Source organism: Streptomyces sp. RK62 (assembly GCF_018070255.1).
Lineage (GTDB): Bacteria > Actinomycetota > Actinomycetes > Streptomycetales > Streptomycetaceae > Streptomyces > Streptomyces nigra.
Genome location: NZ_JAGPYD010000024.1, coordinates 60,811 through 84,715, shown reverse-complemented (window position 1 = coordinate 84,715; position 23,905 = coordinate 60,811). Strand labels below are relative to the sequence as shown.

Genomic DNA, 23,905 nt, shown 5'->3' with positions numbered 1-23,905 from the left:
GGGAGGCCCCCTCCCCCCTGGACGCTCACGTATGTGATCGGGTCGCTCGGCCATGGGCACCGTATTCGCACAGGGTTTTCCTGGTGGTGACCGGAATGGCCGGGCAGGATCGCGGTGGGAAACGGGAGTTGACGTTGGACATGATGGACGGGCCGTACTTCGTACTCGTCGTGATCGGTGTGGTCGGGACCGGCCTGGTGGCGGGCGTCTTCTGTGCCTTCTCGACCTTCGTGATGCCCGGGCTCGCCTCGCTGCCCCCGGCGCAGGGCGTGGCCGCGATGAGGGCGATCAACAGGGCCGCGTTGATGCCGGCGTTCCTGTTGCTGTTCCTGGGGTCGGCGGTGCTGTGCGCGGTGATCGCCGTGGTGACGTTCGTGCTGTGGCCGGACCGGGTGACCGTGGAGTTGTTGCTGGGCAGCGCGTTGTATCTGTTCGGTTCGTTCGGGGTGACGATGATGGCGAACGTGCCCCGGAACGAGGCGCTGGCGAAGCTGGAGCCGGGTACGCAGGAGGCGAGCGCGTACTGGCCGGCGTATGTGCGGGAGTGGTCGGCGTGGAACCACGTCCGTACGGTGGCCTCGGCGGCCGCGATGGTGTCCTACGCCCTCGCCCTCAGCTGATCCACAGCTGATGCTGATCCACAGCTGTTCCACAGCTGATCCACCGGATCACCGGGATCCACCGACGGCCGGGAAGGCGCTCTGCGAAGGCGCTGTGGGAAGGCCCGCTGGGAAGGCGCTGTCCGCCATCCTGCGCGGGTGGCGGGCGGGACGTATCGTGGCCGGAAGGGTGCCGCCCGATGACGCAGGGCCCACGGATGTGTGGCCTGCGGACCTGTGACCTGCGGATGTGACGCACGCACGCGAGGAAGACGGCCATGGCCGATCCCAAGGGTTTCCTGAACACCCCCCGCCAGGAGTGGCCGCGCCGGCCGGTCGAGGAACGGGTGCGGGACTGGGACGAGGTGTATGTCCCGGGGGCGTTGCTGCCAATCATCAGTAAGCAGGCGGACCGTTGTATGGACTGCGGCATCCCGTTCTGTCACGACGCCTGTCCGCTGGGCAATCTGATCCCCGAGTGGAACGACCTGGTCTCGCGTGAGGACTGGCGGGCCGCGGCGGACCGGTTGCACGCGACGAACAACTTTCCCGAGTTCACGGGACGGCTGTGCCCGGCGCCCTGCGAGGCCGGGTGCGTGCTGGCGATCAACCAGCCCGCCGTCACCATCAAGAACGTCGAGTGCGCGATCGCGGACCGGGCCTGGCAGGAGGGGTTTGCGCCGCCGAGCCCGCCGGACCGGCTGTCGGGGCGGACGGTCGCCGTGGTCGGGTCGGGCCCCACCGGGCTCGCGGCGGCCCAGCAGCTGACGCGCGCGGGTCACACGGTCGCGGTGTACGAGAAGGACGACCGGATCGGTGGGCTGATGCGGTACGGCATCCCCGAGTTCAAGATGGAGAAGCATCATCTGGACCGGCGGATCGAGCAGATGCGGGTCGAGGGGACCAGGTTCCGGACGTCGACGGCGGTAGGGCGGGACATCGGCGCGGCCGAGTTGCGGTCGCGTTATGACGCCGTGGTGCTCGCGACGGGGGCCACGGCGTGGCGGGAACTTCCGGTGCCGGGGCGGGAGTTGCGGGGGATCGAGCAGGCGATGGCGTATCTGCCGCTGGCGAACCGGGTGTGTGAGGGGGATCTGGAGGTGTCCCCGATGTCCGCGGCCGGGAAGCACGCGGTCATCGTCGGCGGCGGTGACACCGGGGCCGACTGTCTCGGTACGGCGGTGCGGGAGGGCGCCGCGTCGGTGACGCAGTTGGACATCTACGCCCAGCCGGGTACCGAGCGGGACGACGACGTCGAACCGTGGCCGACGTATCCGAAGGTGTACCGGTTGTCGGCCGCGCACGAGGAGGCGCGGGATCTCGGGTCGGCTCCGGCGGCGGACGCCGACGCGCGGTTGTTCGCGGCGTCGACGCTCCGCTTCTCCGGTGACGACGACGGTCATGTGCGCCGGTTGCACCTGGTCGAGGTGGACGCGCTGCGCCGGCCGGTGCCGGGCACCGAGCGGACCCTGCCCGCCGATCTGGTGCTGCTCGCGCTGGGTTTCTCAGGTCCGGACCGTGCGGACGGGCTGGTCGACCAGCTGGGGCTGGAGATGGAGCCGCGCGGGACGATCACGCGGGACGCCGGGTTCGCGACGAACGTGCCCGGGGTGTTCGCCGCCGGTGACGCCGCCCGGGGGCAGTCGCTCATCGTGTGGGCGATCGCCGAGGGGCGGGCGGTGGCGGCGGCCGTGGACGCGTATCTGACCGGCAGTTCGCGGCTGCCGGCGCCGATATCGCCGTACGACCGTCCGATGACGGTGTGAGACCCGGCCCCACCCCCCGGATACCGCCTTCGACGCCGTGAGCGCCGGTCGCAAGCGAGCCGTACCCGGGTGACCACGCCGCGCGAACGCCACTGCCTCGCATCGCAAGACACGATCGGACCGCCCTCACACCTCCCTCCCTCGAACTGTCCGAAAAGTCGTTTAAGGGCTGCATGGATGCGCTCGGGAGTGGGATCATCGGTAAAGGAGGCGGCCGTCGCCGACGCGATGGGACGCGTGCCGGTCGCGACCCGCCCCCATCCTTCGTGCCGCCGTCAGGCGCAGGGCCACCCCAGCGCGTCCCCCCTGTTGGCGGTCGGCCCTGGAGGGTGTTCATGACGACGCTCGATGCACGTCACGGAGAAGGTGCGCGCGGCACGGAAGGGCACCGGGGTGCTCCGTCACCCGGTGGCGCGGGGGCGTACGGCCCGGCGGTGGTGCCGTTGAGCCGCCCCGGCGGCGCGCTCCCCCTGATCGGTTCCAAGGCGGCGAATCTCGCCCGCGCGGCGGCGGCGGGTCTGCCGGTGCTGCCGGGGTTCGTGATTCCTCATGGTGCGAGAGAGGACGAGGTCGCGCTGCGCCGCGCCTGGGACGGGCTCTCGGACGGCGGCACCCGGCCGCTCGTCGTGCGGTCCTCCTCTCCGCAGGAGGACACGGAGGAGTCGTCGCTGGCGGGCCGGTTCGCCTCGGTGCTCGATGTGCGCGGCTGGGCGAGCTTTCGCGCGGCCGTCCGTACGGTCCAGGACTCCGCCCGTCTGCCCGACGGGTCCACGGCACCCATGGCGGTGCTGGTGCAGCCGATGCTCGACGCCCGCGTCGGCGGGGTGCTGTTCGGTGCCGATCCGGTGGCGGGGCGTGCCGATCGCATGCTGGTCAGTGCGGTGAAGGGCGGGCCGGACAGTCTGGTCGGCGGGAGGCGGGCGAGCACCGATCACTGGCTGAGCCGTCGGGGGCGTCTGATCCGCGTCCAGGCCGCCGACGAGCAGCCGGAGGAGCACTCGGCGCCGCGGTCCTGGGCGTCGGAGGACCTGTTGGCCGAGTCCTCGGGCGAGCCGAGCCACCGGCCGGGTTCCGCCGGGGACGGGGCGTTGCTGACGCGTGGGGAGCTGTTCCGGCTGGCGCGGCTCGCTCGTCGGGCGGAGCGGGTCTTCGGTGCTCCGCAGGACATCGAGTTCGGTTTCGACGCGGACGGGCGTCTGTGGCTGTTCCAGAGCAGGCCGATCACGGCGATGGCGGCCCGTCCGGCGCGTGGGGCGCGGTTGCTGGGGCCCGGGCCGGTGGCCGAGACGCTGCCGGACCAGCTGACGCCGTTGGAGGAGGATCTGTGGGTGGCGCCGATGGCCCGGGGTCTGGCGGCCGCGCTGGACATCGGGGGCACGGCGCCGCGCCGGTTGCTGCTGTCGATGCCGGTGGTCATGACCGTCGGGGGGCGTGCGGCGGCGGATCTACGGTTGCTGGGCACGGTGCCGCCCCGGCATCGCTGGCTCACGTTGCTGAATCCGGCGCCCGGCGCGCGCAGGCTGACGGCCGCGTGGCGCATGGGGCGCCTGACGTCCGCCCTGCCCGGTCTGGCCCGTGATCTCGTCGCCGACGTCGACAGGCACCTCGCGGAGATTTCGCCGCCGTCCACCCTCGCCGGTACCGAGCTGTCGGCGGAGCTGCGCTGGTCGCGCCGGGTGCTGGTGTCGTTGCACGCGCAGGAGGCCCTCGCCGGCGCCCTTCTGCGCGAGCCGCCGGGCGGCCGGACGGCGGCCGGTGTGGCGCTCGCCGCCCTGGACCGGGCCCGCGCCCGGGGCGTCCCGGACAGTCGCGTGATCGCCACGGACCCGGTGGTCCTGGCGCTCACTGCTCCCAGCCTTCGGGAGCCGCGGGCTCTGCTGGAGCAGCGGACGCTCCTGCCGGCCCGATCGCGGCAACCGCAACCTCGTGCGGCTACGGAGACGGCGGCGGGTACGCCGTCCTCCGGCCCTGCCTCCCTGCCGCCCCGCGAAGCCCTGCGGCTGCGGGTGCGGTGGGTGCAGGAGTTGCAGGTGCGGCTGGTGCGGGAGGTCGCGGAGCGGCTGGGGATCGGGCCGGGCCGGGCGGCACTGCTGCGGTGGCGGGAGCTGACCGCCGTCCTGGAGGGCGGCGCGCTGCCTGCCGACCTTCCCGAGCGGGTGCCGCCGCCCGCCACTCCCCCGCTGCCGGACGCCTTCCGGCTGACCGGCGACGGCCAGGTCGTCGTCGAACGCGGCACCGGTGGCGACGGCGGGGCGCGGGGCGTCTCGGCGGGCCGTGCGCTCGGGACTGTATGGGCGGGGACGGGCCCACGGCCCGCTGACGCCGTGCTGGTGGTGCGCACCCTCGACCCGGCGCTGGCCCCGCTGCTGCCCGGCCTCACGGGCCTGGTCGCTCAGACCGGCAGCGCGCTGTCCCATCTCGCGGTCCTGGCACGGGAGTTCGGGATCCCCACGGTCGTCGGCGTCACGGACGCGGTGCGCCGGTTCCCGCCGGGTTCGCGGATCGTCGTCGACGGGACGGCGGGGGACGTACTACAGGGAGAACCCATAAGCCAGGGAAACGCCCTACGACACGGAGAGGACGTACGAGAAGGAGAGAACGTACGAGCCCAAGAAGACGCACGAGCGGGAGGAGACCGACGACCGGGGGACGCGTCATGAGGAAGATCGCCTATGTCTTCGGAGCGCTGGCCGCCGCCGGTGCGGGCACCTATCTGATCGTCTATCTGTACCGCTGGCAGTGGCAACGGGCCTTGATCTGCGGAGTGTTGCTGCTGGTGGTGGAGGTGATGCTGTTCGGGCTGGTGACGTTGGGACGGCTGAACCGTATCGAGCAGCGGCTGGACAACGGTGCCCCGCGCCCGTACGAACTAGACGGCCGCCGCACGGAGGATGTGCTCGGCAGGCTGCGCGAACCGGTTGCCGCCCGGCGGGAGACGCGTTTCCGCTGGCTGGAGGATCCGGCGGACCGGACGTATGTCTTCGTGCCGGTGCTGATGGTCGCCGGGGTGGTGCTGTCCGGGCTGGCGTGGGTGGTGCAGAGGTTGGCGGCGGTGACGGCGAGGCCGGTAGAGCGCCGGTTGGCCGGCCGGTTGTCGGTGCTGGCCGCGCCGGATCCGGCGGCCCCCGGCGATCTGGAGGACCTGCCGGCGATCGGCGCCGGGCGGGGCCGTACCGCCCGCGTCACCGCCGTCACGCTTTTCGGGGGTGCCCTGATCGCCGCGCTGGTCGTGGGGCTGTCCGATCTGACCCAGACCAGGCCGGAGGAGGGCAACGAGCACGAGGCGACTTCGGTGGTCGTGCGCCTCGACATGCGGGGCAGCCATGCCTCTCCGGCCGGGCAGGCGCTGGCCGCGCGGCAGATCTGGGAGAGTTGCCGGCACTCGACGTCCGCTCCGCTGCGGCACGCGCCGCTCGGCGATCTCGGCAACGGCGTGTACGCCGGGGTGGTGCGCCCGGCGCTCACCGATCACGACGTGATGCGGCTGCGCGGCTGCCTGGAGGACGCGACGCTGGAGCGCGCCCACTTCACGGTGGTCGCCGTGAGCGACGTGGAGTCGGGCGACGACTCCCGATGACCCCATGTCACGCCCCGACGACCCGATCTCACGCCCCGATGACCCCATCTCACGCCCCGGCGGCGCCCATTTCACGCCCGGCGGCGCCCACCGCACACCCCGGTGGCGCCCATCTCACACCCCGGCGGCGCCGATTACAGCCCTCAAGGAAGCCCCGGGCCGCCACTGACCGGACATGTCAAATGCGACCTATTGCACAATAATCGTACGTTTCACCCATTGATCTCCGATCCTTGGGTACTCTGCCTAGGCGCCCTCGTCCCCTAGTTCCCCCGGGTCGCTCATGGCTGTCCTCTCCGCCACCCTGCCCAACCCTGCCCTGCGTCCTCGCCCACTGTCGCGACGCCTGCTGCGGGCCGTCACCATCGCCCTCATCGGCTACCTCGTGCTGTGGGCCGTGGGCGCCGGAAGCATTCTGGGTCTGTCCTTCTGGGCCCGCGCGGAGACTGCGGCACCGGCCGGCACCCGGGCCGTGCAGGGTGTGAACCACTTCCAGCCGGTGGACGGCGACGGCCGCCTGTGGCGCGGTTCCGCGCCCTCCCCCGCCGGTTACCGGGCCCTGGCGGCCATGGGCGTCACCACGGTGGTCGATCTGCGCGCCGAGCATATGAGCGCGGCCGAGCTGTCCGAACCGGACAAGGCCGGGCTGACCGCCGTACGGCTGCCGATCCGGGACGGGCAGACGCCGTCGCCGAAGCAGGTGCAGCGCTTCATGGACATCGTCTCCTCGGCACCCGGCCCGGTGTTCGTGCACTGCGGCGCCGGTGTCGGCCGTACGGGCGCGATGGTGGCCGCCTACCTCGTGAACTCCGGGCAGGACTCGGCGACGGACGCGGTCCGGCGCAATCTCGCCGTCGGACCGCCGTCCCTCGAGCAGATCTACTACGGGCTGAACCTCAGCCCCGCCAAGGCCGAGCAGCCCCCGCTGCCGGTCGTGGTGGTGAGCCGGCTGGTGGACGCGCCCCGGCGCATCATGTCGTACTTCTGAAGCGCGGAGCCTTAAGGCTTACGCCCCACCGCTCCGTATCCCGGAATGATCCCGTCCTCCTGTCCGGGGACGGGATCGCCCAGTTCGGGGTGCCACAGGTGCGGGACCTGTACTCCCGGTTCGACGAGTTCGAGGTCGTCGAAGAACCGGCTGAACTCCGCGCGGGAGCGCAGTGCCAGCGTGACGCCGGCCGCGCGGAGTTTGGCGGTGGCGGCCTCCGACTCCTCGGGGGTGAAGTCGGCGGTCGCGTGGGTCATCACCAGGTAGCTGCCCGAGGGGAGTTCGGACAGCAGCTTGCCGACCAGCTCGTGCGCGCCGTCCTCGTCGGGGACGAAGTGCAGTAGCGCGATGAGCGAGAGGGCGACCGGGCGGTCGAGGTCGAGGACCTTGCGGGCGCCCTCGAGGATGGCCTCCGGGTCGCGCACGTCGGCCTGGAGGTACCGCGTGGCGCCCTCGTCGGTGCCGCGCAGCAGGGCCTCGGCGTGGGCCAGCACGATGGGGTCGTTGTCGCAGTAGACGACCCGGGCGTCGGGCGCGACCCGCTGGGCGACCTGGTGGAGGTTCGGCTCGGTCGGTATGCCCGTGCCGACGTCGAGGAACTGGCGCACGCCCCGCTGCGCGAGCCAGGTGATGGACCGGTGCATGAACGCGCGGTTGACGCGTGCCATGACCGGCACCCGTGGGTCGAGGGCGAGCATCTGGCGGCCCATGGCCTCGTCGACGGGGTAGTTGTCCTTCCCGCCGAGGTACCAGTCGTACATCCGTGCGGGGTGGGGCTTGCTCGTGTCGATCTCGGCGGGGTGCGGCCCGGTCATGGCGTACTCCGTAAGGTCCGACGGCAGGAAGTCTTCAACTCAACACCGAATTAGGGGAATCGCAGGAACACAGCAGGTGAGCAACGGTCGTGCGGGAGGGTCAGGAGAGCAGGAAGTCCGCCTTCCCCGCCTTGGCGCCCTCGATGAACGCCGTCATCTCGTCCGTCGTGTAGATCAGGGCCGGTCCGTCCGGGTCGGTGGACTGGCGGACGGCGATGCGTCCGTCGGCGAGTTTCATCGCCTCCACGCAGTTGCCGCCGTTGCCCCCGCTCCACGGTTTGTGCCAGCCCTCACTGCCCAAGTCCCGCGCGGGCATGCCGTTGTAGACGGGTATGCGCGGCTTGATGCGATCCATTCACAGCTCCTTGCGGAGATCCCTCAGGATCTCCTTCGTGCGATGTGCCGTAGCGGCTTGTGCCGCCATGCGGTCCATGACCTCGAGATGGGTGGCCACCTCGTTGCGCGCGTCGAGGTAGACGGCGCCGGTCAGGTACTCGCTGTAGACCATGTCCGGGAGTTCCGGCACGGCGAATCGGAAGAGCACGAAGGGGCCGAACGTGCCGGGATGCACCCCGTTGGCGAACGGGGCGATCTGCAGGGTCACGTGGGGCAGCTTCGTGGCGTCGAGCAGTTTGTCGATCTGGGCGCGCATCACCTCCGGACCGCCGACCCGGCGGTGCAGCACGGTCTCGTCCATGACGACCCAGATGCGGGGCGCGTCCTCGCGGGTGAGGAGACGCTGGCGGCGCATCCGCAGGTCGACATGGCGTTCGATGTCGTCGGGGCTGGTCTGGCCGATGGCGCCCGAGCGCAGCACGCCGCGCGCGTAGTCCTCGGTCTGGAGCAGTCCGGGGACGAAGTGCGGTTCGTACGACCGGATCAGTGCGGCCGCGCCCTCCAGGCTGACGTACATGGAGAACCAGCCGGGCAGGATGTCGTGGAAGCGCTGCCACCAGCCGGGCTTGTTGGCCTCTTCGGCGAGGTGGACGAAGGCGTCGGCCTCCGCGTCGGAGACGCCGTACGCCTTCAGCAGCAGCTGGAGGTACGGGATCTTGAGCGAGACCTCGGCCATCTCCATGCGGCGGACCGTGGCGGGTGCGACTCGCAGGATGCGGGCGGCCTCCTCCCGCTTGAGGCCGGCGCTCTCGCGCAGGTCGAGCAGGCGCCGGCCGAGTACGACCTGGCCCACTGTCGGCGCGGATCGCGGCTCGCTCACGTCCACCTCCAGGCACGGGTTCGGCCCGGTGAGGGCCGGCTCATCTTCGACTGGTCGCCGACAGGCCGACGGCGCCATTCGAAGATCCGTTCGAAGACCTGATGGATCTCCGCTGATCCCAACTGGCGCCGTTCGACAAGCTGTTGCGAGCAGTGTGCCACGCCGTTCCAGAGAGTCATACGGCACTCTGCAATTTTCACAGTGACACTTGCCAAGTGTTCACGGCGGGGCGATAGTGGCAAGCGTGATTCCGTCCCCGCCCTTAGGAACAGACGCCACTGTGGTCCCCCACGGCCTCGGTGCCGACGGGCCACCCCCCGCCCGAGCCGATTCCGCCGCGGGGAGAGGAGTCGGCCCGCAGCGCCGTGCCGGTGAGCGCCGGTTCCGGTTCGAGCTGGCCGCGCACCCGGGTTCGGCCGCCCAGGCCAGACGCCTGACCACGGCGCGGCTGAGCGGGTGGTCGGTGTGCGAGGACACCTGTGAGACGGCGGCCCTGGTCGTGTCGGAACTGGTCACCAACGCGATCGTGCACACCGCGAGCGAGCACATCGTGTGCGAGCTGCACGACGGCGCCGATCTCGTCCGCATAGCCGTGCGCGACGAGGGGTGCGCGGCCGGTGAGCCCCAGTCGTCGCCGGCGCGTCAGGAGGAGGAGCACGGCAGGGGGCTGCTCCTCATAGACGCGCTGTGCCATGCGTGGGGGGCCCACGAACACGGGTCCGGTCTGATCGTGTGGGCCGAGCTGCCGCGCACCATGGCGGACGCCGGCGCCCCGGTGGACGCCCGGGAACCGCGGAACGACCTCGGCTGGGGTTCCCGCCCCAAGCCGGGCCCGTCCGACGGCTCCGGCGACGAGGACGAGGCGCACGGCCGTCACGACGGGACGGGCGACACCTTCCCAGAACACCCCGGCACAGAACACCCCGGCACAGGGCACGACGGCACAGGGACGGGGGCCGCATGGCTGTGATCGGTCTGTCCGGCGGCGGCCAGACGCTGAGCCTGGACTCCCTGGTCCGCTTCCGCCGCGGCATGCGCACGACCGCCGCCCCGCGCCGGCTGCCCCTCCCGGAGGGCATGACGGCACCCCTCGGCTGCGACGCGGTGGCCGTCCCCGCCCGTATCGGCCCGCTGGTCCTGCCCCGGCTGCCGCGCGTCGGATGCGTGTACGCCGACGAGTCGCACTGGTGGTGGATCGTCCCCTCGGACTCGGACTACGCCCTGGAGTGGCCGGAGTCCGTCCGCTACTCGACCGGCGCGATCGTCCCCGACACGCCCCGTCTGATCCACCTCCCGGACGGCACGGTGCCGTACACGCCGCCGATACCGCTGTACCTGGCCCTGTGCCGGGTGATCGGCACCACCCCGAGCTGGTCCCGGCAGCTCAGCGCCTGACCCCCCGCGAGGCCCCTCCACCGCCGGCCGTACGCCCGCGCGCATCCGCCCGCCCGTCCCGCGCCCTCCCGCCCGGCGTGCCCGCCCCGCCATAGTGGCCCTCCGCCGCGGCGGTCCGGGGACATGAGCGGGGAGGGCGTGAAGTGGGGAAGAAGCACGACGGCGAGGACGCCGGGGTGTCGGAGTCCGAGCGGCTGCTGTTCGGCGGTCCGCTGCGGTACGACATGGGATGGAACCAGCACCGGGACGCCTTCCTGGAGCTGAGCCTGCGCGCCATGGTGCGGCGGCTGCCGTCACTGCTGGCCACCAGCTTCCGGCTCGCCTGGCAGGCCGACCGGCGCGCCGCGCGGACCGTGCTCGTCGCCGAGATCGCGCGGGGTCTCGCCCAGGCCGTCGCACTGCTGGCCGTGAACAGCGTGCTGGGGCGGCTGATCGGCGGCGGCGCCATCGACGAGCGGCTGCGGGACGCCGCTCCCGCGCTCCTCACGATGGCCGCCGTCATGGTCGTCTCGACGCTGCTGCGCGCCGCCTCCACGTACGCCACCGGGCGGCTGGAGCCCAAGGTGGAGCGGGTCGCGACCGAGCGGTATCTGGAGCGGGCGGCGGCCGTGGAGCTGGCCGCGATCGAGGACCACGCGTTCCACAAGCTGCTGGACACCGCGCAGTACGGGGCGTCGTCCGCCCGCCGCATGATCGCGTACAGCACCCGGGTGGTGAACGCGGCCATCTCCCTGATCGCCGCCGCCGGTGTGCTCACCGTGCTCCACCCGGCGCTGCTGCCGCTGCTCGCCACGATGACGCTGCCGAGCGCCTGGAGCGCGCTGACCAACGCCCGGCGCCGCTACGAGTCCTTTCACACCTGGGTGCAGCACGCCCGCGCCGGGCATCTGATCAGCGGGCTGCTGACCGAGCCTGCCGCCGCGCCGGAGATCCGTGTGCACGGCGTGGGGCCGTTCCTGCTGCGGCACTACCGGGCGATGTCGGAGACCGCCGAGGCCGAGCAGGCCCGGCTGGCCCGGCTCGCGGCGCGCACCGGGCTGATCGCGGCGGCCTGGACGGGGCTCGCGACCGTGGCGACGTACGCGACGCTCGGCGGGCTGCTGCTCGCCGGCGCGATGGCGCTGTCGGTGGCCGGTACGGCGGTCATCGCGATCCGGACCGGCTCGTCGAGCCTGGACACCCTCGTCCTGGAGGTCAACGCCCTGCACGAGGAGGCCCTCTTCGTCGGCGATCTGCAGCGGCTGTACGAGGAGGCCGCCGAGCGGGCGATCCCGGTGGGCGGGGAGCCGCTGCCCGAGGACCCGCGGGAGGTCCGCTTCGAGCACGTCAGCTTCTCCTACCCGGGCGAGTCGTCCCGTCCGGCCCTGGACGACGTCACGCTCACCCTGCCGCTCGGCCGGATCATCGCGCTGGTCGGCGAGAACGGCTCGGGCAAGACGACCCTGGTCAAGCTGCTCGCCGGCCTCTACACCCCGGACCGGGGCCGCATTTTGTGGGACGACGTCGACGCGGCCGGCGCCGACCGGCACCAGCTCGCCGAACGCATCGCGATGGTGGCCCAGGACTTCAAGCGCTGGCCGTTCACCGCACGGGTCAACGTGGCCGTCGGCCGGTCGTCCGTGCCGCTGACCGAGGAGCGGCTGGACACCTCGATCGCCCAGGCCGGCGCCCAGGACGTGGTGGCGGACCTGCCGCGCGGCCTGGACACCCTGCTGGCCCGGCAGTTCAACGGCGGGCACGAGCTGTCCGGCGGCCAGTGGCAGCGGCTGGGCATCGCACGGGCAGCGTACCGGCGCGGGCGCATCCTGGTCGTGGACGAGCCGACGGCGGCCCTGGACGCGCGGGCGGAGCTGGAGGTCTTCGAGAAGATCCGGGCGCTGGCGTCGGCCGGTCAGACGGTCGTGCTGATCACCCACCGGCTGGCGTCGGTCCGGCACGCCGATCTGGTGCACGTCCTCGACCAGGGCCGGCTCGTGGAGTCCGGCACGCCCGAGGAGCTGCTGGCCACCGGTGGCCTGTACGCGGAGCTGTACTCGCTGCAGGCGGAGCAGTTCACGGCCCGGGTGCCCGCCCCGAGGCCGGGCTGATCCATCCGGTCGTCAAGGCTCAGGCGGTGACGTCCGCCGTGGCGTCACCGCGGACGATCACCAGGAAGGCGTCCGTGGCCAGGTCCATCACGACCTCGGCCGCGAGACCCTCCATGCGCCGCGCGTGCGCGAACTCCTCGGCCGGCCACGATCCGCGTGGCCCGCCCGCCGGAAAGCGTTCGAGCACCGTTCGCCCGTTCACCATCCTGCACCTCCCGTGGCGTCGTACTTGTAGGAGTTAACGCCTGGAGGGTGCCGATCGCCTCGGCCGGTGACGGTACTGAGACGTACTTGACACCCGTTCACCGCTGTCCGTGAACGGATGGGCACAGGGCATCACGGGGGACGACGGTCCGTGTCAGTCCTCGTACTCGTCGTGATAGCGGACGGGCCCGGCGCCCGCCGGCGTGCCGAAGGCGGACGCGCGCCCCTGGGGCTCCTCCCACTCCTCCTGCCGGCCCAGCGCGGTCAGATCCAGGAACCCGGTGGTCGAGCCGAGCCCGTCGAGGCCGCGCTCGTACGTCGAGTAGGTGTGGAAGACCCGGTCGCGGTCCCGCAGGAAGCAGCTCAGGCCGGGCCGCTCCACCAGCTCGCCGTCGCGTTCCATGGTCACCTCGAAGTCGAGGTTGAAGTCGGGGCCGCAGGCGGAGTACCAGGGGACGCTCCAGCCCATCCGGGCCTTGAACGGCAGGATGCGGGTGAACGGCGCCCGGGAGACGGCGGCGAACGTCGTGTCGCGTGCGTGCAGGTGCGCGAGTTGGCCGATCTGGTCCAGGAACGCCGAGCAGGTGCGGCAGCCCGCGTCCCACTCGGGCGCGAACATGAAGTGGTGGACGACGAGTTGGTGCCGGCCCTCGAACAGGTCCAGCAGTGTGGCCTTGCCGTCGCCGCCCTCGAACACGTACTCCTCTATGACCTCGACCATGGGCAGGGCGCGCCGCTGGGCGTTCAGCGCGTCCCGCGCGCGGGTCGCCGCCTTCTCCTTGACCAGCAGTTCCTCGCGTGCCGCGCGCCACTGCTCGCGCGAAACGATCTCCGGAAGCGACATCGGCGCCCCTTCTGTGCAACGGTCCGTCCACAGGGGTGACCGGGGCCGTCACCGGAACTCATCGCCGTACCGTGAAATTTCTCGGCGGACTTCCCTCAGGTGTCGTACTCCTGGATGCGCCGGCCGTGGCCGCGGTCCAGGAGTGCGGGCAGCCGCTCCCCCAACTCCCGTACGACGGACGGCACGTCGAGGGTGAGGAGTTCCCGGTCGCGCATCAGGACGCGGCCGTCGACGATCGTGGTGCGCACGTCGGAGGAGCGGGCGCTGTGCACGAGGGTGGCGGCCAGGTCGGGCACGGGCTGGGTGTGGGGGCCGCTGAGGTCGACGAGCACGATGTCGGCGCGGCGCCCGGGTGCGATGCTGCCGATGGTGTCGCCGAGCCCGACGGCCCGCGCGCTCTGCAGGGTGGCGTGGTGCAGGGCCTGACGGGCGGTCAGCCAGCGCGGATCGCCGGTCGTGGACTTCTGGACGAGGGCGGTCAGGGCCATCGACTCCCATACGTCGAGGGAGTTGTTGGAGGCGGCGCCGTCGGTGGCGAGACCGACCGGGACGCCGATCTCGCGCAGCGCCCGGACCGGTGTGGTGGTGGGCCAGCCGAACTTGAGGTAGCCGCGGGGCGCGGTGGCGACGGCGACACGGCCGCCGGCGTCGCGCAGCGCGGGCAGGTCCTCGTCGAGGATGCCGGTGCCGTGCGCGATGAGGACGTCGGTGTCGAGGAGTCCGGTGCGGCGCAGGACTTCGATGGGTGTGACGCCGTGGCGTTGCAGGCTGGTGGTGGTCTGGTCGCGGTTCTCGGCGGCGTGCAGATGGACGGGCAGGCCGTGCTCGTGGGCGAGGCGGGCGGTGGCGGCGAGGTCGGCGTCGTCCACGGTGTAGGGGGCGTGCGGGGCGAGGGTGGTGGTGATCCGGCCGCCCGCGCGCCCGCGGTGCTCGAGGGCGAACTCCAGCGATCTCTCCCGGCCGGCCGGGCCCTGCGAGGAGAAGTACGCCTCGCCGAGGTGGGCCCTGATCCCGCACTCCTCGACGACGGCGGCGACGGCGTCCATGGCGAAGTAGTGGTCGGCGAAGCAGGTGACTCCGGCGCGGATCATCTCGGCGCAGGCCAGCCGGGCCCCCAACTCGACGTCGCGGGCGGTGAGGTTGGACTCGACGGGCCAGACGACGTCGTTGAACCAGGCGTCGGTCGGCAGGTCCTCGGCGACTCCGCGCAGGGCGGCCATGGGGGCGTGGGTGTGGCAGTTGATGAGCCCGGGCAGGGCGATCTGCCCGTGGGCGTCGATGCGTTCGCGGGCGGGCACCCCGCCGGCCTCGGCCCCGCTGACGACCGCTTCGACGATTCCGTCCCGGACGAGGATCGAGGCGTCCTCGGCGAACCCGATCGTCTCCTGATCGTCGTGCGTGAGCACCGTGCACCGGGTGATGACGAGATCGGCGGCAGGAGGCGTCATGCCGTCACGGTACGGCGCCGGGGTGCCTCCGCGGGGGCGGTTGCGGGGTGTCAGCCGGCGAGGGCGGGCACCGCGGCGGCCTCCGGGACGCGCAGCCCGGTGCGGTGGCGTTCCCCGGCGAGGGTGTCGAGGAGTTCGGTGAGCCGGGCGGTGTGCTGCGGGGTGAGCCGTCCGGTGTCGTCGAGGTGCACGGCGCACGCGGTGGTGGCGTCGACGAGTTGTTCGAGGGTGGTGACGACGTGGTCCGCGCCCTGGGCGTGCCGGGCGAGCGCGGGCAGTTCGGCGGCGGTGAGCGCGACGGCGCCCCGGGCCTCGGCGAGCGTCCGGTAGGCCTCGCGGCGCAGCGTCCAGCGCACGGCGCGGGGCGCGTCGGGGTCCCCGTCCGCTTGTGTGCCGGCTTCGCCCAGCACATGGGTGAGGTAGGCGGTGGCGGCGTCCGCGGCGGCGGTGAGCCGGGACCGTACTCCCCCGCCGCGCTGCCCGGGCATCGGCAGATGTCCGGCGACGAGCACGATCGCGCAGGCCAGCAGGGTCTCCCCGATCCGCCCTACGGACGCCTGCGGTTCGCCGCCCACCATGACCAGGGCGAGTACGAGGACGGTGACGACGGCGGTCTGGGCGGCGAAGTGCCGGGTGGCCACGGGGATCAGGGCGCCGCTGACCGCCACGAGCGCGACGAGCCCCTCGGGCCTGGGCAGTACGGCCGCGAAGCCGGCGAAGACCAGGGCGCCGAGGACGGTTCCGGCCGCCCGGCACAGCACACGGGAGACCAGCGGCCCGAGGTCGGGCTTGACGAGGAAGACGGCGGTGGCGGGCAGCCAGTACCAGTGGGTGTGCTGCCCGTACCAGCGGGCGTGGTGGAGCGCCTGCGCGATGCCGGCGGCGGCCCCGAAGCACAGGGCGACACGCAGCCCGTACTCCCGTCCGCCCGCCCCGAGCCCGGCGCGGACGCGGTCGCGGACGGTACGGCGCCGGGCGTGCAGGTTCCGGTTCTCCTTGCCCCGGTCGAAGGCCTCGGCGGCGTGCAGCAGGGCGTCGTCGAGGGCGCGCAGGGCGGGCGCCGACCGGGAGGGCGCGGGCAGCGGCCCGGTGTGGGTGCTGCCGCGCACGGCGGCGGCGAGACGCCGGGGCCCCTCGCCGGCCCGGGCGGGTACGGCCTCCCCGGCCCAGGCGAGCGCGGTGGCCGCCTCGGCGAGCGGCAGGGCGGCGGCGTACTGGGCGTGCAGGCGCCGCTCGGCGGACGACGAGGCGTACCGCCGCAGCCGGGGCCCGGTCAGGGCGTCCTGCGCCTGGTCGAGGGCGGCGGTGAGCGCGGCCCGGCGGGCGAGGGCGTGGTCGGTGCCGACGGCGTCGAGGAGTCCGGCGATCGCGTCGTACACCCCGGCGACGGCGGCCCGTTCCCCGTCGAACCGGAAGTCACCGGCGAGGGAACCGGGGGTGGGCAGCGCCAGCCGGAGCGCGAGCAGCCAGGCCGCTCCGGCGAGGAAGGCCAGGGCCCGCTGGCCCGCGCTCTCGGGCAGCGGCATCCCGGCGCCGACGGCCGTGGCGACGAGGACCTGGGTCCCGGCGGCGGACGCGACGGGCCCGATGGCGCACAGCCCGCCGGCGACGAGCCCCAGCAGGGTGAGGACGAGGGTGAGCGGTACGGCCCCCAGGTGGTCGCCGGCGTAGGTGCCGCCGAGCACACCGGCCGCTCCCGCCAGCGCGGGCACGCCGATGCGGTGCACGGACGAGCGGCGGCTGCCGGGACGGTCGTTGATCCCGGCGAGCATGGCGGCGATGGCGGCGACGACCCCGAGGGTGGCCCGGCCTGCCAGGACGGCAGCGAGCAGCAGGGGCCCGGCGGACAGCGCCCCCCGGACGACCGCGCTCCACGGCACCGGTCCCCGCTGGGCGCGCAGAGCGTGGGCGAGCCAGGGCGGAAGCGGACGCGCGCGGCGGGACACAGGGCTCCTGTCGGACGAGGGCGAAACGCCTTCGGGCGACGGCGGCCGGGCGGCGGACTGTGCCCTCCACGGTACTGCCACGACGTGTGCCGCACGGGACGACGGTGTTTCGGGGAGGTGACGGTGGCGGGGTTGGCGGGTGCGGGTCGCGGCGGGCGGTGTTCCGGGGAGGGCAACGACGCCGGACACGGCCGGTGCCGGTCGCCGTGCCCGGCGCTCCGTGGAGGCGACGACGCCAGGTGCCGGTTGCCGTACCCGGCGCGCAGCGCTCCGGGAGCCGGCGATGCCCGGGACGGCGGGTACCGGTCACCGCACCCGGCACCCGCTCCGGAAAGGCCACACGCCGGACACAGCCCGTGCCGGCCACCGCGCTCGCGTACCAACGAGACGACGGTGCCGGGGCCGCGCGTGCCCGTGGCCGGCGCGCGGGATCAGGCGGCCCCGAACAGGGCCTCCGCCTCCGTGACCGCCCGCAGGAGGGCGTCCGGGCTCGGTTCCAGTCCGGCGAGGACGGCGTCCACCGAGCACAGGCCCGCCCGTTCCAGTAGCCGTTTCTCGTTGGTCACCCACTCCCCTCGCCCGGCGAGTACCGCGTGCCCGGTCTGTACGGCCGCCGTGGCGATGGCACCCGCCACCTCCGTGAGGCGGCCGGCCGGGGCGTGGTGGGCGCGGGCGTAGGCGAGGGTGGCGTGGGCGGTGCCGTGCCAGCGTTCGCTCGCCGTGCGCCGCAGCCTGGCCGGATAGCCGTCGGGCTTCGGCAGTTCGCCGCGCAGCACCCGGTTGATCGCGAGCTCGGCGACGACGAGGTAGCTGGGGATGCCCGCGAGGTGGAACAGCAGCGGCTCCACCCGGAACCGTCCCTGTTCGGCCTCCGCCATCTCCCGTTCCACGACGTCGAGATCGCGGTAGTGCACATCGACCCGGCGTCCCTCGACGGTCAGCCACGCGCCGCCGTTGAAGACGCCCCCGCCCCAGCCGCCGACCTCGGACACCTCGCCCTCCCAGCCGGCCGCGCGCAGGTCGTCCGGGTCGAAGGGGCCTCGGTAGTAGACGGCCAGGTCCCAGTCGCTGTCCGGTCGGTGGGTGCCCTGCGCCCGGGAGCCGCCGAGCGCGACGGCCCGGACGGTGGGGAGGGCGGCGAGCCGGCCGGCGATGGTGTCGAGGAAGACGGTGTCGTCGGGGGCGGTGGCCATGCCGGAAGCGTACGGAGCCGGTTGCCGCGCCGCCATGGGAAATCACGCGGCAGCGGACCGGCGGAAATTCGGATGCGCGTGGCTCCACGGCCCCGCATGATCGGCTGGTTGGGCACCTTCACGGCTCAGGACCTCTCAGCATCCCAGGAGCAGCCTTCATGATCCGCCGCGTCACCTCACCGGCCCTCTTCCCGCCCCCCACGTACTCGCATGCCTCCGTCGTGGAGGCGGGCACGCGGATCGCGTTCCTCGCCGGGTCCGTGCCGCTGGACGCGGAGGGCAGGCTGGTCGGCGAGGGTGATCCGGTACGGCAGGCCGAGCAGGTGGTGGCCAATCTGGAGGAGCAACTGCGGGCCGTGGGCAGCGATCTGGCGCATGTGCTGTCGACCGAGGTGTATGTGGTGAGCGGTGACACGGCGGTGCTCTCCGCCGTCTGGGAGGTCGTCGAGGCGTCCGGGCTGAGCACGGGCCCGCACTCGTCGACGCTGCTCGGGGTGGCCTGCCTCGGCTACTCCGGGCAACTGGTGGAGATCACGGCCACGGCCGCCGTTCCGGACGCGGGACCGGAGGTGCGGTCCTGAACGCCGTCGCCCTGCGAAGGGCCGTGGCGGCCGACGCCCGGGCCGTCGCCGACGTGTGGCTGCGGTCGTTCACAGCGGCCCTGCCGTCCGTCGTCCGTCCGCACTCCGACGACGAGGTGCGCGCGTACTTCGGCGAGGTGGTGCTGCCGTCGCAGGAGACCTGGGTCGCCGACCACTCCGGCCGGGTCGTCGGGCTCATGGTCCTCGACGGTGACGAGCTCGCCCAGCTGTATCTGGACCCCGAGTGGCGCGGCCGTGGCGTGGGCGACCGGTTCGTCGGCCTCGCCAAGCGCCGCCGCCCCGACGGGCTGAGCCTGTGGACGTTCCAGGTGAACGGGCCCGCCCACCGCTTCTACGCCCGGCACGGCTTCGTCGCCGCCGAGTCCACGGACGGCAGCGGCAACGAGGAGCGGGAACCGGACGTGCGGTTCGTGTGGCGCCCCGGGCAGCCCGTCTGACGCGGTGGGCGTCTCAGGTGCCGAGCCCCGCCGCCCCGGCCGCCGTGCGCAGCACGTCCCGCAGCATGGCCGGGGTGAGCCGGCCGGTGAAGGTGTTGCGCTGGCTCACATGGAAGCAGCCGAAGACGTCCAGCCCGTCGAGGGCGACCCAGGCGCCGTGCGCGAAGGCGGGCCGGGGCCGGGGCACCGTCCAGCCGGCGTCGCGCAGCGCGGGCAGCGTGGCCTGCCAGCCGAAGGCGCCGAGGACGACGAGGGCCCGCATCGTGGGCTTCAGCAGCCCCAGTTCCCGTACGAGCCAGGCCCGGCAGGTCTCCCGTTCGCCGGGGGTGGGCCGGTTGTCGGGCGGCGCGCAGTGCACGGGGGCGGTGACGCGGACGCCGTACAGCTCCAGGCCGTCGTCGGCGGCGACCGAGGTGGGCTGCGAGGCCAGCCCTACGTCGTACAGGGCCTGGTACAGCACGTCCCCGGAGCGGTCGCCGGTGAACATCCGGCCGGTGCGGTTGCCGCCGTGCGCGGCCGGGGCGAGCCCGACGATGAGCAGCCGGGCGTCGGGCGGGCCGAAGCCGGGCACCGGGCGGCCCCAGTAGGTCTGGTCGGCGAAGGCGGCGCGCTTGGTGCGGGCCACCTCCTCGCGCCAGTCGACCAGCCGCGGGCAGGCCCGGCAGCCGGTGATCCGCCGGTCGAGTTCAGCGAGCGCGTCCACCCCTCCACCGTACGGCCCTCCGCCGGCCGGACACCGCCGCCGGTCCGGGCCGGAGACTAAGGTCGAGACATGCCTTCCGAGGACACCGAGAACACCGGGGACATCGTGGAGACCGTGGAGAAGACCGGCACGACGGCCGGACCCGCACGGGAGCCGGCCGACCCGACCACCGCCGGCTCCCAGGCCGCCGAGCCCGAGACCGCCGACCCGAAGATCGCCGCCGCCGTGGCCGCCGCCGAGGCGGCCGTGCCGCAGAACGGCGAGCCCGTCCGGGTCGACAGCTGGATCTGGGCCGTACGCCTGGTGAAGACCCGCTCCGCGGGCGCCGCCGCCTGCAAGGGCGGGCATGTGCGCGTGAACGGCCAGAACGTGAAGCCGTCCCACCTGCTCCGCGCCGGCGACGAGGTCCGGCTGCGGCAGGAGCACCGGGAGCGGGTCGTCGTCGTGAAACGGCTCATCCGCAAGCGGGTCGGTGCCCCGGTCGCCGCCCAGTGCTACGTCGACAACTCGCCGCCTCCGCCGCCGCGCGAGGCCGTCGCCCCGGCCGGTGTCCGCGACCGTGGCGCGGGCCGGCCGACCAAGCGGGACCGCCGGGAGCTGGAGCGGCTGCGCGGCCTGATGGGCGGCGGCAGCGGCCCGGCGCAGCCGCGCGGACGGTGACGTCCGGGGCGCGCTGACATCCGGGGCGCTCAGGCGTCTCGGGCCACCAGCCGCCGCAGATCGGTGAGGGAACCGCGCCGGGCCCAGGCGATCAGGGCCAGCGGGACGATCAGGATGAGCGGGGTCGCCGCGTTCTCCCCGCCCAGCGCGGTGACCGAGACGATGAACGCCCCCACCATGAGCGCGCTCAGCGCGATCGCCGCGACCGACTGGAGCACGGGGATCAACAGCGCGATGGCACCCGCCAGTTCGAGCACACCGATCGTGTACATCCCCGTGCTGCCCCAGCCGAGCCGCTCGAAGGTCTCCGCCCCCGAGGGGTGGGCGATCAGCTTCGGCAGCGCGCTCGCGCCCGCGTAGAAGAGGGCCAGCAGGATCTGCAGACCGCGCAGCGCGGTCCGGGCCGTGCGCCCCCGCGGGGTCGCTGCGCGGGCGGGGACGGTACGGGAGGCGGTGGTCTCGGACATGCTCTCTCCTGGGTCAGCGATCCACGGTCTGCGATCCGTGATCTGTGATGCGGTCGGAGAGACAGACCCGGGGTGGCCCCGGAACTCATCGGCCGCCGGCGGACGACCCGACACGGGGTACCCGGAGCCCGAGGCATGCTGGAGGAGAGAGGTGGTTCCCATGCGTACCGGCAGTGAGCCGAGGACGGCGCGCAGCCCGCTGCGGATCCGCTTCTGGCTGTGCGTGTGGGGGGTGCTGTGGTCGGCCTTCGGCACGGTCGCGTTCGCGGTCGCCGGGCGTCCCGGCTGGGCCGTGGCCTGCGGTGTGCTGTGGCTGGTGATCACGATCGACATGATCATGGTCGTCCGGCACATCCGGCAGGGCCCGCACTACCAGCCCGGCCCGGACGTGCCGCCGTACGAGGCGTACGAGGAAGGCCGGCCGCCCGCCCGGCCGCACAGCACCGGCCCACGGGACCCGCACGGCCCACCGCCCCCACGCCACGAGGAGCCCTAGGTCGTGTCCGCAAAGTCGCGTCGTCCGCCCGTAGGGCGGGCCGAGCGGCGTCCGGTGCGTGCTCTGGGGGTCCCCCCTGCTCGAAGAGCTAGGGGGAGTGCCGGACGGGCTTCCGCGTACTGGTTGTACGCGGGTGGCCGGCCGGTGCGGCGAGTGGGGGTCCCCCCTGCTCGAAGAGCTTGGGGGAGCGTGCCGGGCGGCGAACGGCAGGCGGGACTTTGCGGACACGACCTAGGGAAGTCCCACGGGGATCCGTCGGCTCAGTCCTCGAACCGGGCGGCCTTCACGTACTCCGGGTTCGGGTCGAGCGCCGCCGCCAGCCGGAAGTGCCGGGTGGCCTGGTCGCGGCGGCCCTGCCGCTCATAGGTGCGGGCGAGCGCGAAATGCGCGAACGCGTTGTCCGGCTCGCGCTCCAGGACGATGGTGAACTCCAGCTCGGCGGGGCGCAGCTGCGCCGCGGCGAAGAAGGCCCGCGCGCGCAGCAGCCGGGCCGCGGTGTTCTCCGGGTGCGCGGCGATGACACCGTCGAGCAGCTTGACCGCGCCGCGCGGATCGCGCGCGTCGAGCAGCTGCTCGGCGGCGCGGAAGTCGATGACATGGGTCTCCGGAGTACGTCCGGTGGAACCGCTGGTCTGGGGCACGGCAGAGTCCTTCCCTCGCTGGGAGGGTTCAACGCCCGGACGGCGGGCCGCTATTCCGGCACCGCCGGTCGACGTACGGCGCTCCCGGGGCTCAGGCCCTCGCCCTGCGCACCAGGTCCTCCCAGACGTCCTTCACACGCCGCCGCAGCTCGTCCAGCGGTACGTCGTTGTCGATGACGATGTCCGCGATCGCCCGGCGCTGCTCCCGGGTCGCCTGGGCGGCCATCCGGGCGCGGGCGTCGTCCTCGGTCATGCCGCGCAGCCGCACCAGCCGGTCCAGCTGGGTGCCGGGGTCGGCGTCCACGACGATGACGAGGTCGTACAGCGGGGCGAGGCCGTTCTCGGTGAGGAGGGGCACGTCGTGCACGACGACGGCGTCCTCGGCCGCCGCGTCCTCCAGCTCGCGCGACCGCGCCCCGACGAGCGGGTGCACGATCGAGTTCAGCACGGCCAGCCGCTCCGGGTCGGCGAAGACGATGGAGCCCAGCCGGGGCCGGTCCAGGCTGCCGTCGGCGGCGAGGACGTCCTCCCCGAACGCCTCGACGACGGCGGCCAGGCCCGGGGTGCCGGGCGCGACGACCTCGCGGGCGATGCGGTCCGCGTCGATCAGGACGGCGCCGTGCTCCACGAGCAGCCGGGACACCTCGCTCTTGCCGGCACCGATACCGCCGGTCAGACCCACCTTCAACATGGCCGCCAGCCTAGACTCCCCTGTGCCGTCTCAGCCGTCGCCCTCCCGCTCGGCCAGGAAGCGTTCGAACTCGCGGCCGATCTCGTCGGCGGAGGGGATGTCCACCGGTTCGGCGAGCATGTTGCCCCGGGTCTCGGCGCCCGCGACCGCGTCGTACTGGTGCTCGAGGCCCTCGACGAGGTTGGTGAGCTCGTCGTCGCCCTCGCGGATCTGCCGGTCGATCTCGTTCTGCGTGCGGTGGGCCTCGGTGCGCAGCGCGTGCGCCACACCGGGCAGGACCAGTCCGGTGGCCGCGGTGACGGCCTCCAGGACGGTGAGCGCGGCGTCCGGGTACGGCGAGCGGGCGATGTAGTGGGGGACGTGCGCGGCGACCCCGAGCACGTCGTGTCCGGCCTCCATCAGCCGGTACTCGACCAGCGACTCGGCGCTGCCGGGGACCTGGGCCTCGTCGAAGGGGCTGGTGTGGCCGGGGACCAGGTCGGTGCGGTTGCCGTGCGGGGTGAGGCCGACGGGACGGGTGTGGGGGACGCCCATGGGGATGCCGTGGAAGTTCACCGACAGACGCACGCCGAGCCGTTCGACGATCTGCTTCACGGCGGCGGCGAAGCGCTCCCACTCCACATCCGGCTCGGGGCCGGACAGCAGCAGGAACGGGGCGCCGGTGGCGTCCTGGACGAGCCGGACCTCGATGGCGGGCACCTCGTACCCGGACCAGCGGTCGCGCCGGAAGGTCAGCAGCGGGCGGCGGGCGCGGTAGTCCACGAGCCGGTCGTGGTCGAAGCGGGCGACGACCTGGTGGGGCAGCGAGTCCAGAACCCGCTCGACGATCTGGTCGCCGGTCTCCCCCGCGTCGATGTAGCCGTCGAAGTGGTAGAGCATGACAAGGCCGGCCGACTCCTGGGCGAGCGCCATGTCGACGACGGCCAGGCCCTTCGGCTCCCACGTGTACAAATCCTGCGGATCAAGCACAGTGACCGCTCCTCCTCGTGTCCGTATGTGACAACGCCCCTACGGGCGGCGGCATTCCCCGGACGGAGGAGTTCTTGATCGTTTCCCGGCCGGCAGCAGAAAAGCCGACGTGACCGGCGTAAGCGGGCCGGGAACGGCCGAAGGGCCGTACCTCGGAAGGT

Annotated in this window: 25 protein-coding genes; 12 read left to right on the top strand and 13 right to left on the bottom strand. The window is 73.1% G+C overall.

Going from position 1 to position 23,905, the window contains the following annotated elements; genetic code table 11:
- Positions 1-140: 140 nt before the first annotated feature.
- The 5 genes from KBY32_RS33260 (at position 141) to KBY32_RS33240 (ending at position 6,930) form a co-directional block, all read left to right on the top strand.
- The gene (locus tag KBY32_RS33260; protein ID WP_210982702.1) at positions 141-620 is read left to right on the top strand and encodes a DUF1772 domain-containing protein; all 480 of its coding nucleotides are present in this window, start codon (positions 141-143) and stop codon (positions 618-620) included.
- A gap of 257 nt (positions 621-877) precedes the next feature.
- Positions 878-2,365, top strand: a complete 1,488-nt coding sequence (locus tag KBY32_RS33255) for a glutamate synthase subunit beta (RefSeq protein ID WP_210982697.1) — start codon at positions 878-880, stop codon at positions 2,363-2,365.
- A gap of 437 nt (positions 2,366-2,802) precedes the next feature.
- Positions 2,803-5,025 (top strand): PEP/pyruvate-binding domain-containing protein, encoded by a 2,223-nt coding sequence (locus KBY32_RS33250; RefSeq protein ID WP_308293816.1) that lies wholly within the window; start codon positions 2,803-2,805, stop codon positions 5,023-5,025.
- Positions 5,022-5,942, top strand: coding sequence for a hypothetical protein (locus KBY32_RS33245; RefSeq protein WP_210982695.1), 921 nt, complete (start codon positions 5,022-5,024; stop codon positions 5,940-5,942). Before KBY32_RS33250 ends, KBY32_RS33245 begins: the two co-directional genes overlap by 4 nt.
- Before the next feature lie 283 nt (positions 5,943-6,225).
- Entirely contained in the window at positions 6,226-6,930 is a 705-nt protein-coding gene (locus tag KBY32_RS33240; RefSeq protein WP_210982694.1) for a dual specificity protein phosphatase family protein, read from the top strand.
- Between the two features lie 11 nt (positions 6,931-6,941).
- Here the strand turns inward: KBY32_RS33240 and KBY32_RS33235 are convergent, their stop codons facing one another.
- From KBY32_RS33235 to KBY32_RS33225, 3 genes are all read right to left on the bottom strand, one after another.
- Positions 6,942-7,745, bottom strand: coding sequence for an SAM-dependent methyltransferase (locus tag KBY32_RS33235; protein ID WP_055621507.1), 804 nt, complete (start codon positions 7,743-7,745; stop codon positions 6,942-6,944).
- 100 nt (positions 7,746-7,845) lie between these two features.
- The gene (locus KBY32_RS33230) at positions 7,846-8,100 is read right to left on the bottom strand and encodes a DUF397 domain-containing protein (RefSeq protein ID WP_055621508.1); all 255 of its coding nucleotides are present in this window, start codon (positions 8,098-8,100) and stop codon (positions 7,846-7,848) included.
- Positions 8,101-8,961 carry a helix-turn-helix transcriptional regulator gene (locus KBY32_RS33225; protein WP_055621635.1) on the bottom strand — a complete coding sequence of 287 codons (861 nt, stop codon included), beginning with the start codon at positions 8,959-8,961 and terminating at the stop codon, positions 8,101-8,103. It lies immediately after the preceding gene.
- Positions 8,962-9,196: 235 nt separating this feature from the next.
- Here KBY32_RS33225 and KBY32_RS33220 point away from each other — a divergent pair, with 235 nt between their 5' ends.
- From KBY32_RS33220 to KBY32_RS33210, 3 genes are all read left to right on the top strand, one after another.
- The gene (locus tag KBY32_RS33220; RefSeq protein ID WP_210982693.1) at positions 9,197-9,931 is read left to right on the top strand and encodes an ATP-binding protein; all 735 of its coding nucleotides are present in this window, start codon (positions 9,197-9,199) and stop codon (positions 9,929-9,931) included.
- Positions 9,922-10,356 (top strand): hypothetical protein, encoded by a 435-nt coding sequence (locus KBY32_RS33215; RefSeq protein ID WP_055621510.1) that lies wholly within the window; start codon positions 9,922-9,924, stop codon positions 10,354-10,356. The genes KBY32_RS33220 and KBY32_RS33215 overlap by 10 nt, the downstream gene beginning before the upstream one ends.
- A gap of 143 nt (positions 10,357-10,499) precedes the next feature.
- The gene (locus KBY32_RS33210; RefSeq protein ID WP_210982692.1) at positions 10,500-12,443 is read left to right on the top strand and encodes an ABC transporter ATP-binding protein; all 1,944 of its coding nucleotides are present in this window, start codon (positions 10,500-10,502) and stop codon (positions 12,441-12,443) included.
- A gap of 19 nt (positions 12,444-12,462) precedes the next feature.
- Here KBY32_RS33210 and KBY32_RS33205 read toward each other — a convergent pair whose 3' ends face one another.
- The 5 genes from KBY32_RS33205 to KBY32_RS33185 form a co-directional block, all read right to left on the bottom strand.
- A complete protein-coding gene (locus tag KBY32_RS33205) occupies positions 12,463-12,648 on the bottom strand; it encodes a hypothetical protein (RefSeq protein WP_055621512.1) in 186 nt (61 codons plus the stop codon).
- A gap of 153 nt (positions 12,649-12,801) precedes the next feature.
- Positions 12,802-13,491 (bottom strand): DUF899 domain-containing protein, encoded by a 690-nt coding sequence (locus KBY32_RS33200; RefSeq protein ID WP_210982691.1) that lies wholly within the window; start codon positions 13,489-13,491, stop codon positions 12,802-12,804.
- 95 nt (positions 13,492-13,586) lie between these two features.
- Positions 13,587-14,939, bottom strand: a complete 1,353-nt coding sequence (locus KBY32_RS33195; protein WP_210982690.1) for an amidohydrolase — start codon at positions 14,937-14,939, stop codon at positions 13,587-13,589.
- Positions 14,940-14,989: 50 nt separating this feature from the next.
- Positions 14,990-16,885, bottom strand: coding sequence for an FUSC family protein (locus KBY32_RS33190; RefSeq protein ID WP_210982689.1), 1,896 nt, complete (start codon positions 16,883-16,885; stop codon positions 14,990-14,992).
- Between the two features lie 431 nt (positions 16,886-17,316).
- The gene (locus KBY32_RS33185) at positions 17,317-18,078 is read right to left on the bottom strand and encodes a nucleotidyltransferase domain-containing protein (RefSeq protein WP_210982688.1); all 762 of its coding nucleotides are present in this window, start codon (positions 18,076-18,078) and stop codon (positions 17,317-17,319) included.
- A gap of 158 nt (positions 18,079-18,236) precedes the next feature.
- Between KBY32_RS33185 and KBY32_RS33180 the strand changes: the two genes are divergently transcribed.
- Positions 18,237-18,659, top strand: a complete 423-nt coding sequence (locus tag KBY32_RS33180; protein WP_055621517.1) for a RidA family protein — start codon at positions 18,237-18,239, stop codon at positions 18,657-18,659.
- Positions 18,656-19,117: a GNAT family N-acetyltransferase gene (locus KBY32_RS33175; protein WP_210982701.1), complete on the top strand. Its 462-nt coding sequence runs from the start codon at positions 18,656-18,658 to the stop codon at positions 19,115-19,117. The genes KBY32_RS33180 and KBY32_RS33175 overlap by 4 nt, the downstream gene beginning before the upstream one ends.
- A gap of 13 nt (positions 19,118-19,130) precedes the next feature.
- Here the strand turns inward: KBY32_RS33175 and KBY32_RS33170 are convergent, their stop codons facing one another.
- Positions 19,131-19,820, bottom strand: a complete 690-nt coding sequence (locus tag KBY32_RS33170; protein WP_210982687.1) for a uracil-DNA glycosylase — start codon at positions 19,818-19,820, stop codon at positions 19,131-19,133.
- A 69-nt stretch (positions 19,821-19,889) separates the two neighbouring features.
- On the opposite strand from KBY32_RS33170, the gene KBY32_RS33165 reads away from it, so the two are divergent.
- Entirely contained in the window at positions 19,890-20,480 is a 591-nt protein-coding gene (locus KBY32_RS33165; protein WP_210982686.1) for an RNA-binding S4 domain-containing protein, read from the top strand.
- 29 nt (positions 20,481-20,509) lie between these two features.
- Here the strand turns inward: KBY32_RS33165 and KBY32_RS33160 are convergent, their stop codons facing one another.
- Complete coding sequence (locus KBY32_RS33160; RefSeq protein ID WP_210982685.1) at positions 20,510-20,947, bottom strand: DoxX family protein; 438 nt, start codon at positions 20,945-20,947, stop codon at positions 20,510-20,512.
- A 160-nt stretch (positions 20,948-21,107) separates the two neighbouring features.
- Between KBY32_RS33160 and KBY32_RS33155 the strand changes: the two genes are divergently transcribed.
- Entirely contained in the window at positions 21,108-21,443 is a 336-nt protein-coding gene (locus KBY32_RS33155; RefSeq protein WP_115506077.1) for a DUF6343 family protein, read from the top strand.
- Positions 21,444-21,703: 260 nt separating this feature from the next.
- Here the strand turns inward: KBY32_RS33155 and KBY32_RS33150 are convergent, their stop codons facing one another.
- The 3 genes from KBY32_RS33150 to KBY32_RS33140 all read right to left on the bottom strand — a co-directional run bounded on the left by KBY32_RS33150 (position 21,704) and on the right by KBY32_RS33140 (position 23,744).
- Positions 21,704-22,084, bottom strand: coding sequence for a tetratricopeptide repeat protein (locus tag KBY32_RS33150; protein WP_055621522.1), 381 nt, complete (start codon positions 22,082-22,084; stop codon positions 21,704-21,706).
- A 91-nt stretch (positions 22,085-22,175) separates the two neighbouring features.
- On the bottom strand, positions 22,176-22,775 hold the full coding sequence (gene coaE / locus KBY32_RS33145; RefSeq protein WP_115506076.1) for a dephospho-CoA kinase: 600 nt from the start codon (positions 22,773-22,775) through the stop codon (positions 22,176-22,178).
- Between the two features lie 30 nt (positions 22,776-22,805).
- Positions 22,806-23,744 (bottom strand): PAC2 family protein, encoded by a 939-nt coding sequence (locus tag KBY32_RS33140; RefSeq protein ID WP_055621524.1) that lies wholly within the window; start codon positions 23,742-23,744, stop codon positions 22,806-22,808.
- Between the last annotated feature and the right edge of the window lie 161 nt (positions 23,745-23,905).

What these genes read in the sequence shown, in the direction of transcription:
- KBY32_RS33215 (WP_055621510.1), top strand. Translation starts at nt 9,922, where the DNA reads ATGGCTGTGATCGGTCTGTCCGGCGGCGGCCAGACGCTGAGCCTGGAC.
- KBY32_RS33180 (WP_055621517.1), top strand. Translation starts at nt 18,237, where the DNA reads ATGATCCGCCGCGTCACCTCACCGGCCCTCTTCCCGCCCCCCACGTAC.
- KBY32_RS33165 (WP_210982686.1), top strand. Translation starts at nt 19,890, where the DNA reads ATGCCTTCCGAGGACACCGAGAACACCGGGGACATCGTGGAGACCGTG.
- KBY32_RS33235 (WP_055621507.1), bottom strand. Translation starts at nt 7,745, where the DNA reads ATGACCGGGCCGCACCCCGCCGAGATCGACACGAGCAAGCCCCACCCC.
- KBY32_RS33185 (WP_210982688.1), bottom strand. Translation starts at nt 18,078, where the DNA reads ATGGCCACCGCCCCCGACGACACCGTCTTCCTCGACACCATCGCCGGC.
- KBY32_RS33155 (WP_115506077.1), top strand. Translation starts at nt 21,108, where the DNA reads ATGCGTACCGGCAGTGAGCCGAGGACGGCGCGCAGCCCGCTGCGGATC.
- coaE (WP_115506076.1), bottom strand. Translation starts at nt 22,775, where the DNA reads ATGTTGAAGGTGGGTCTGACCGGCGGTATCGGTGCCGGCAAGAGCGAG.
- KBY32_RS33200 (WP_210982691.1), bottom strand. Translation starts at nt 13,491, where the DNA reads ATGTCGCTTCCGGAGATCGTTTCGCGCGAGCAGTGGCGCGCGGCACGC.
- KBY32_RS33230 (WP_055621508.1), bottom strand. Translation starts at nt 8,100, where the DNA reads ATGGATCGCATCAAGCCGCGCATACCCGTCTACAACGGCATGCCCGCG.
- KBY32_RS33255 (WP_210982697.1), top strand. Translation starts at nt 878, where the DNA reads ATGGCCGATCCCAAGGGTTTCCTGAACACCCCCCGCCAGGAGTGGCCG.
- KBY32_RS33260 (WP_210982702.1), top strand. Translation starts at nt 141, where the DNA reads ATGATGGACGGGCCGTACTTCGTACTCGTCGTGATCGGTGTGGTCGGG.
- KBY32_RS33205 (WP_055621512.1), bottom strand. Translation starts at nt 12,648, where the DNA reads ATGGTGAACGGGCGAACGGTGCTCGAACGCTTTCCGGCGGGCGGGCCA.
- KBY32_RS33160 (WP_210982685.1), bottom strand. Translation starts at nt 20,947, where the DNA reads ATGTCCGAGACCACCGCCTCCCGTACCGTCCCCGCCCGCGCAGCGACC.
- KBY32_RS33240 (WP_210982694.1), top strand. Translation starts at nt 6,226, where the DNA reads ATGGCTGTCCTCTCCGCCACCCTGCCCAACCCTGCCCTGCGTCCTCGC.
- KBY32_RS33195 (WP_210982690.1), bottom strand. Translation starts at nt 14,939, where the DNA reads ATGACGCCTCCTGCCGCCGATCTCGTCATCACCCGGTGCACGGTGCTC.
- KBY32_RS33245 (WP_210982695.1), top strand. Translation starts at nt 5,022, where the DNA reads ATGAGGAAGATCGCCTATGTCTTCGGAGCGCTGGCCGCCGCCGGTGCG.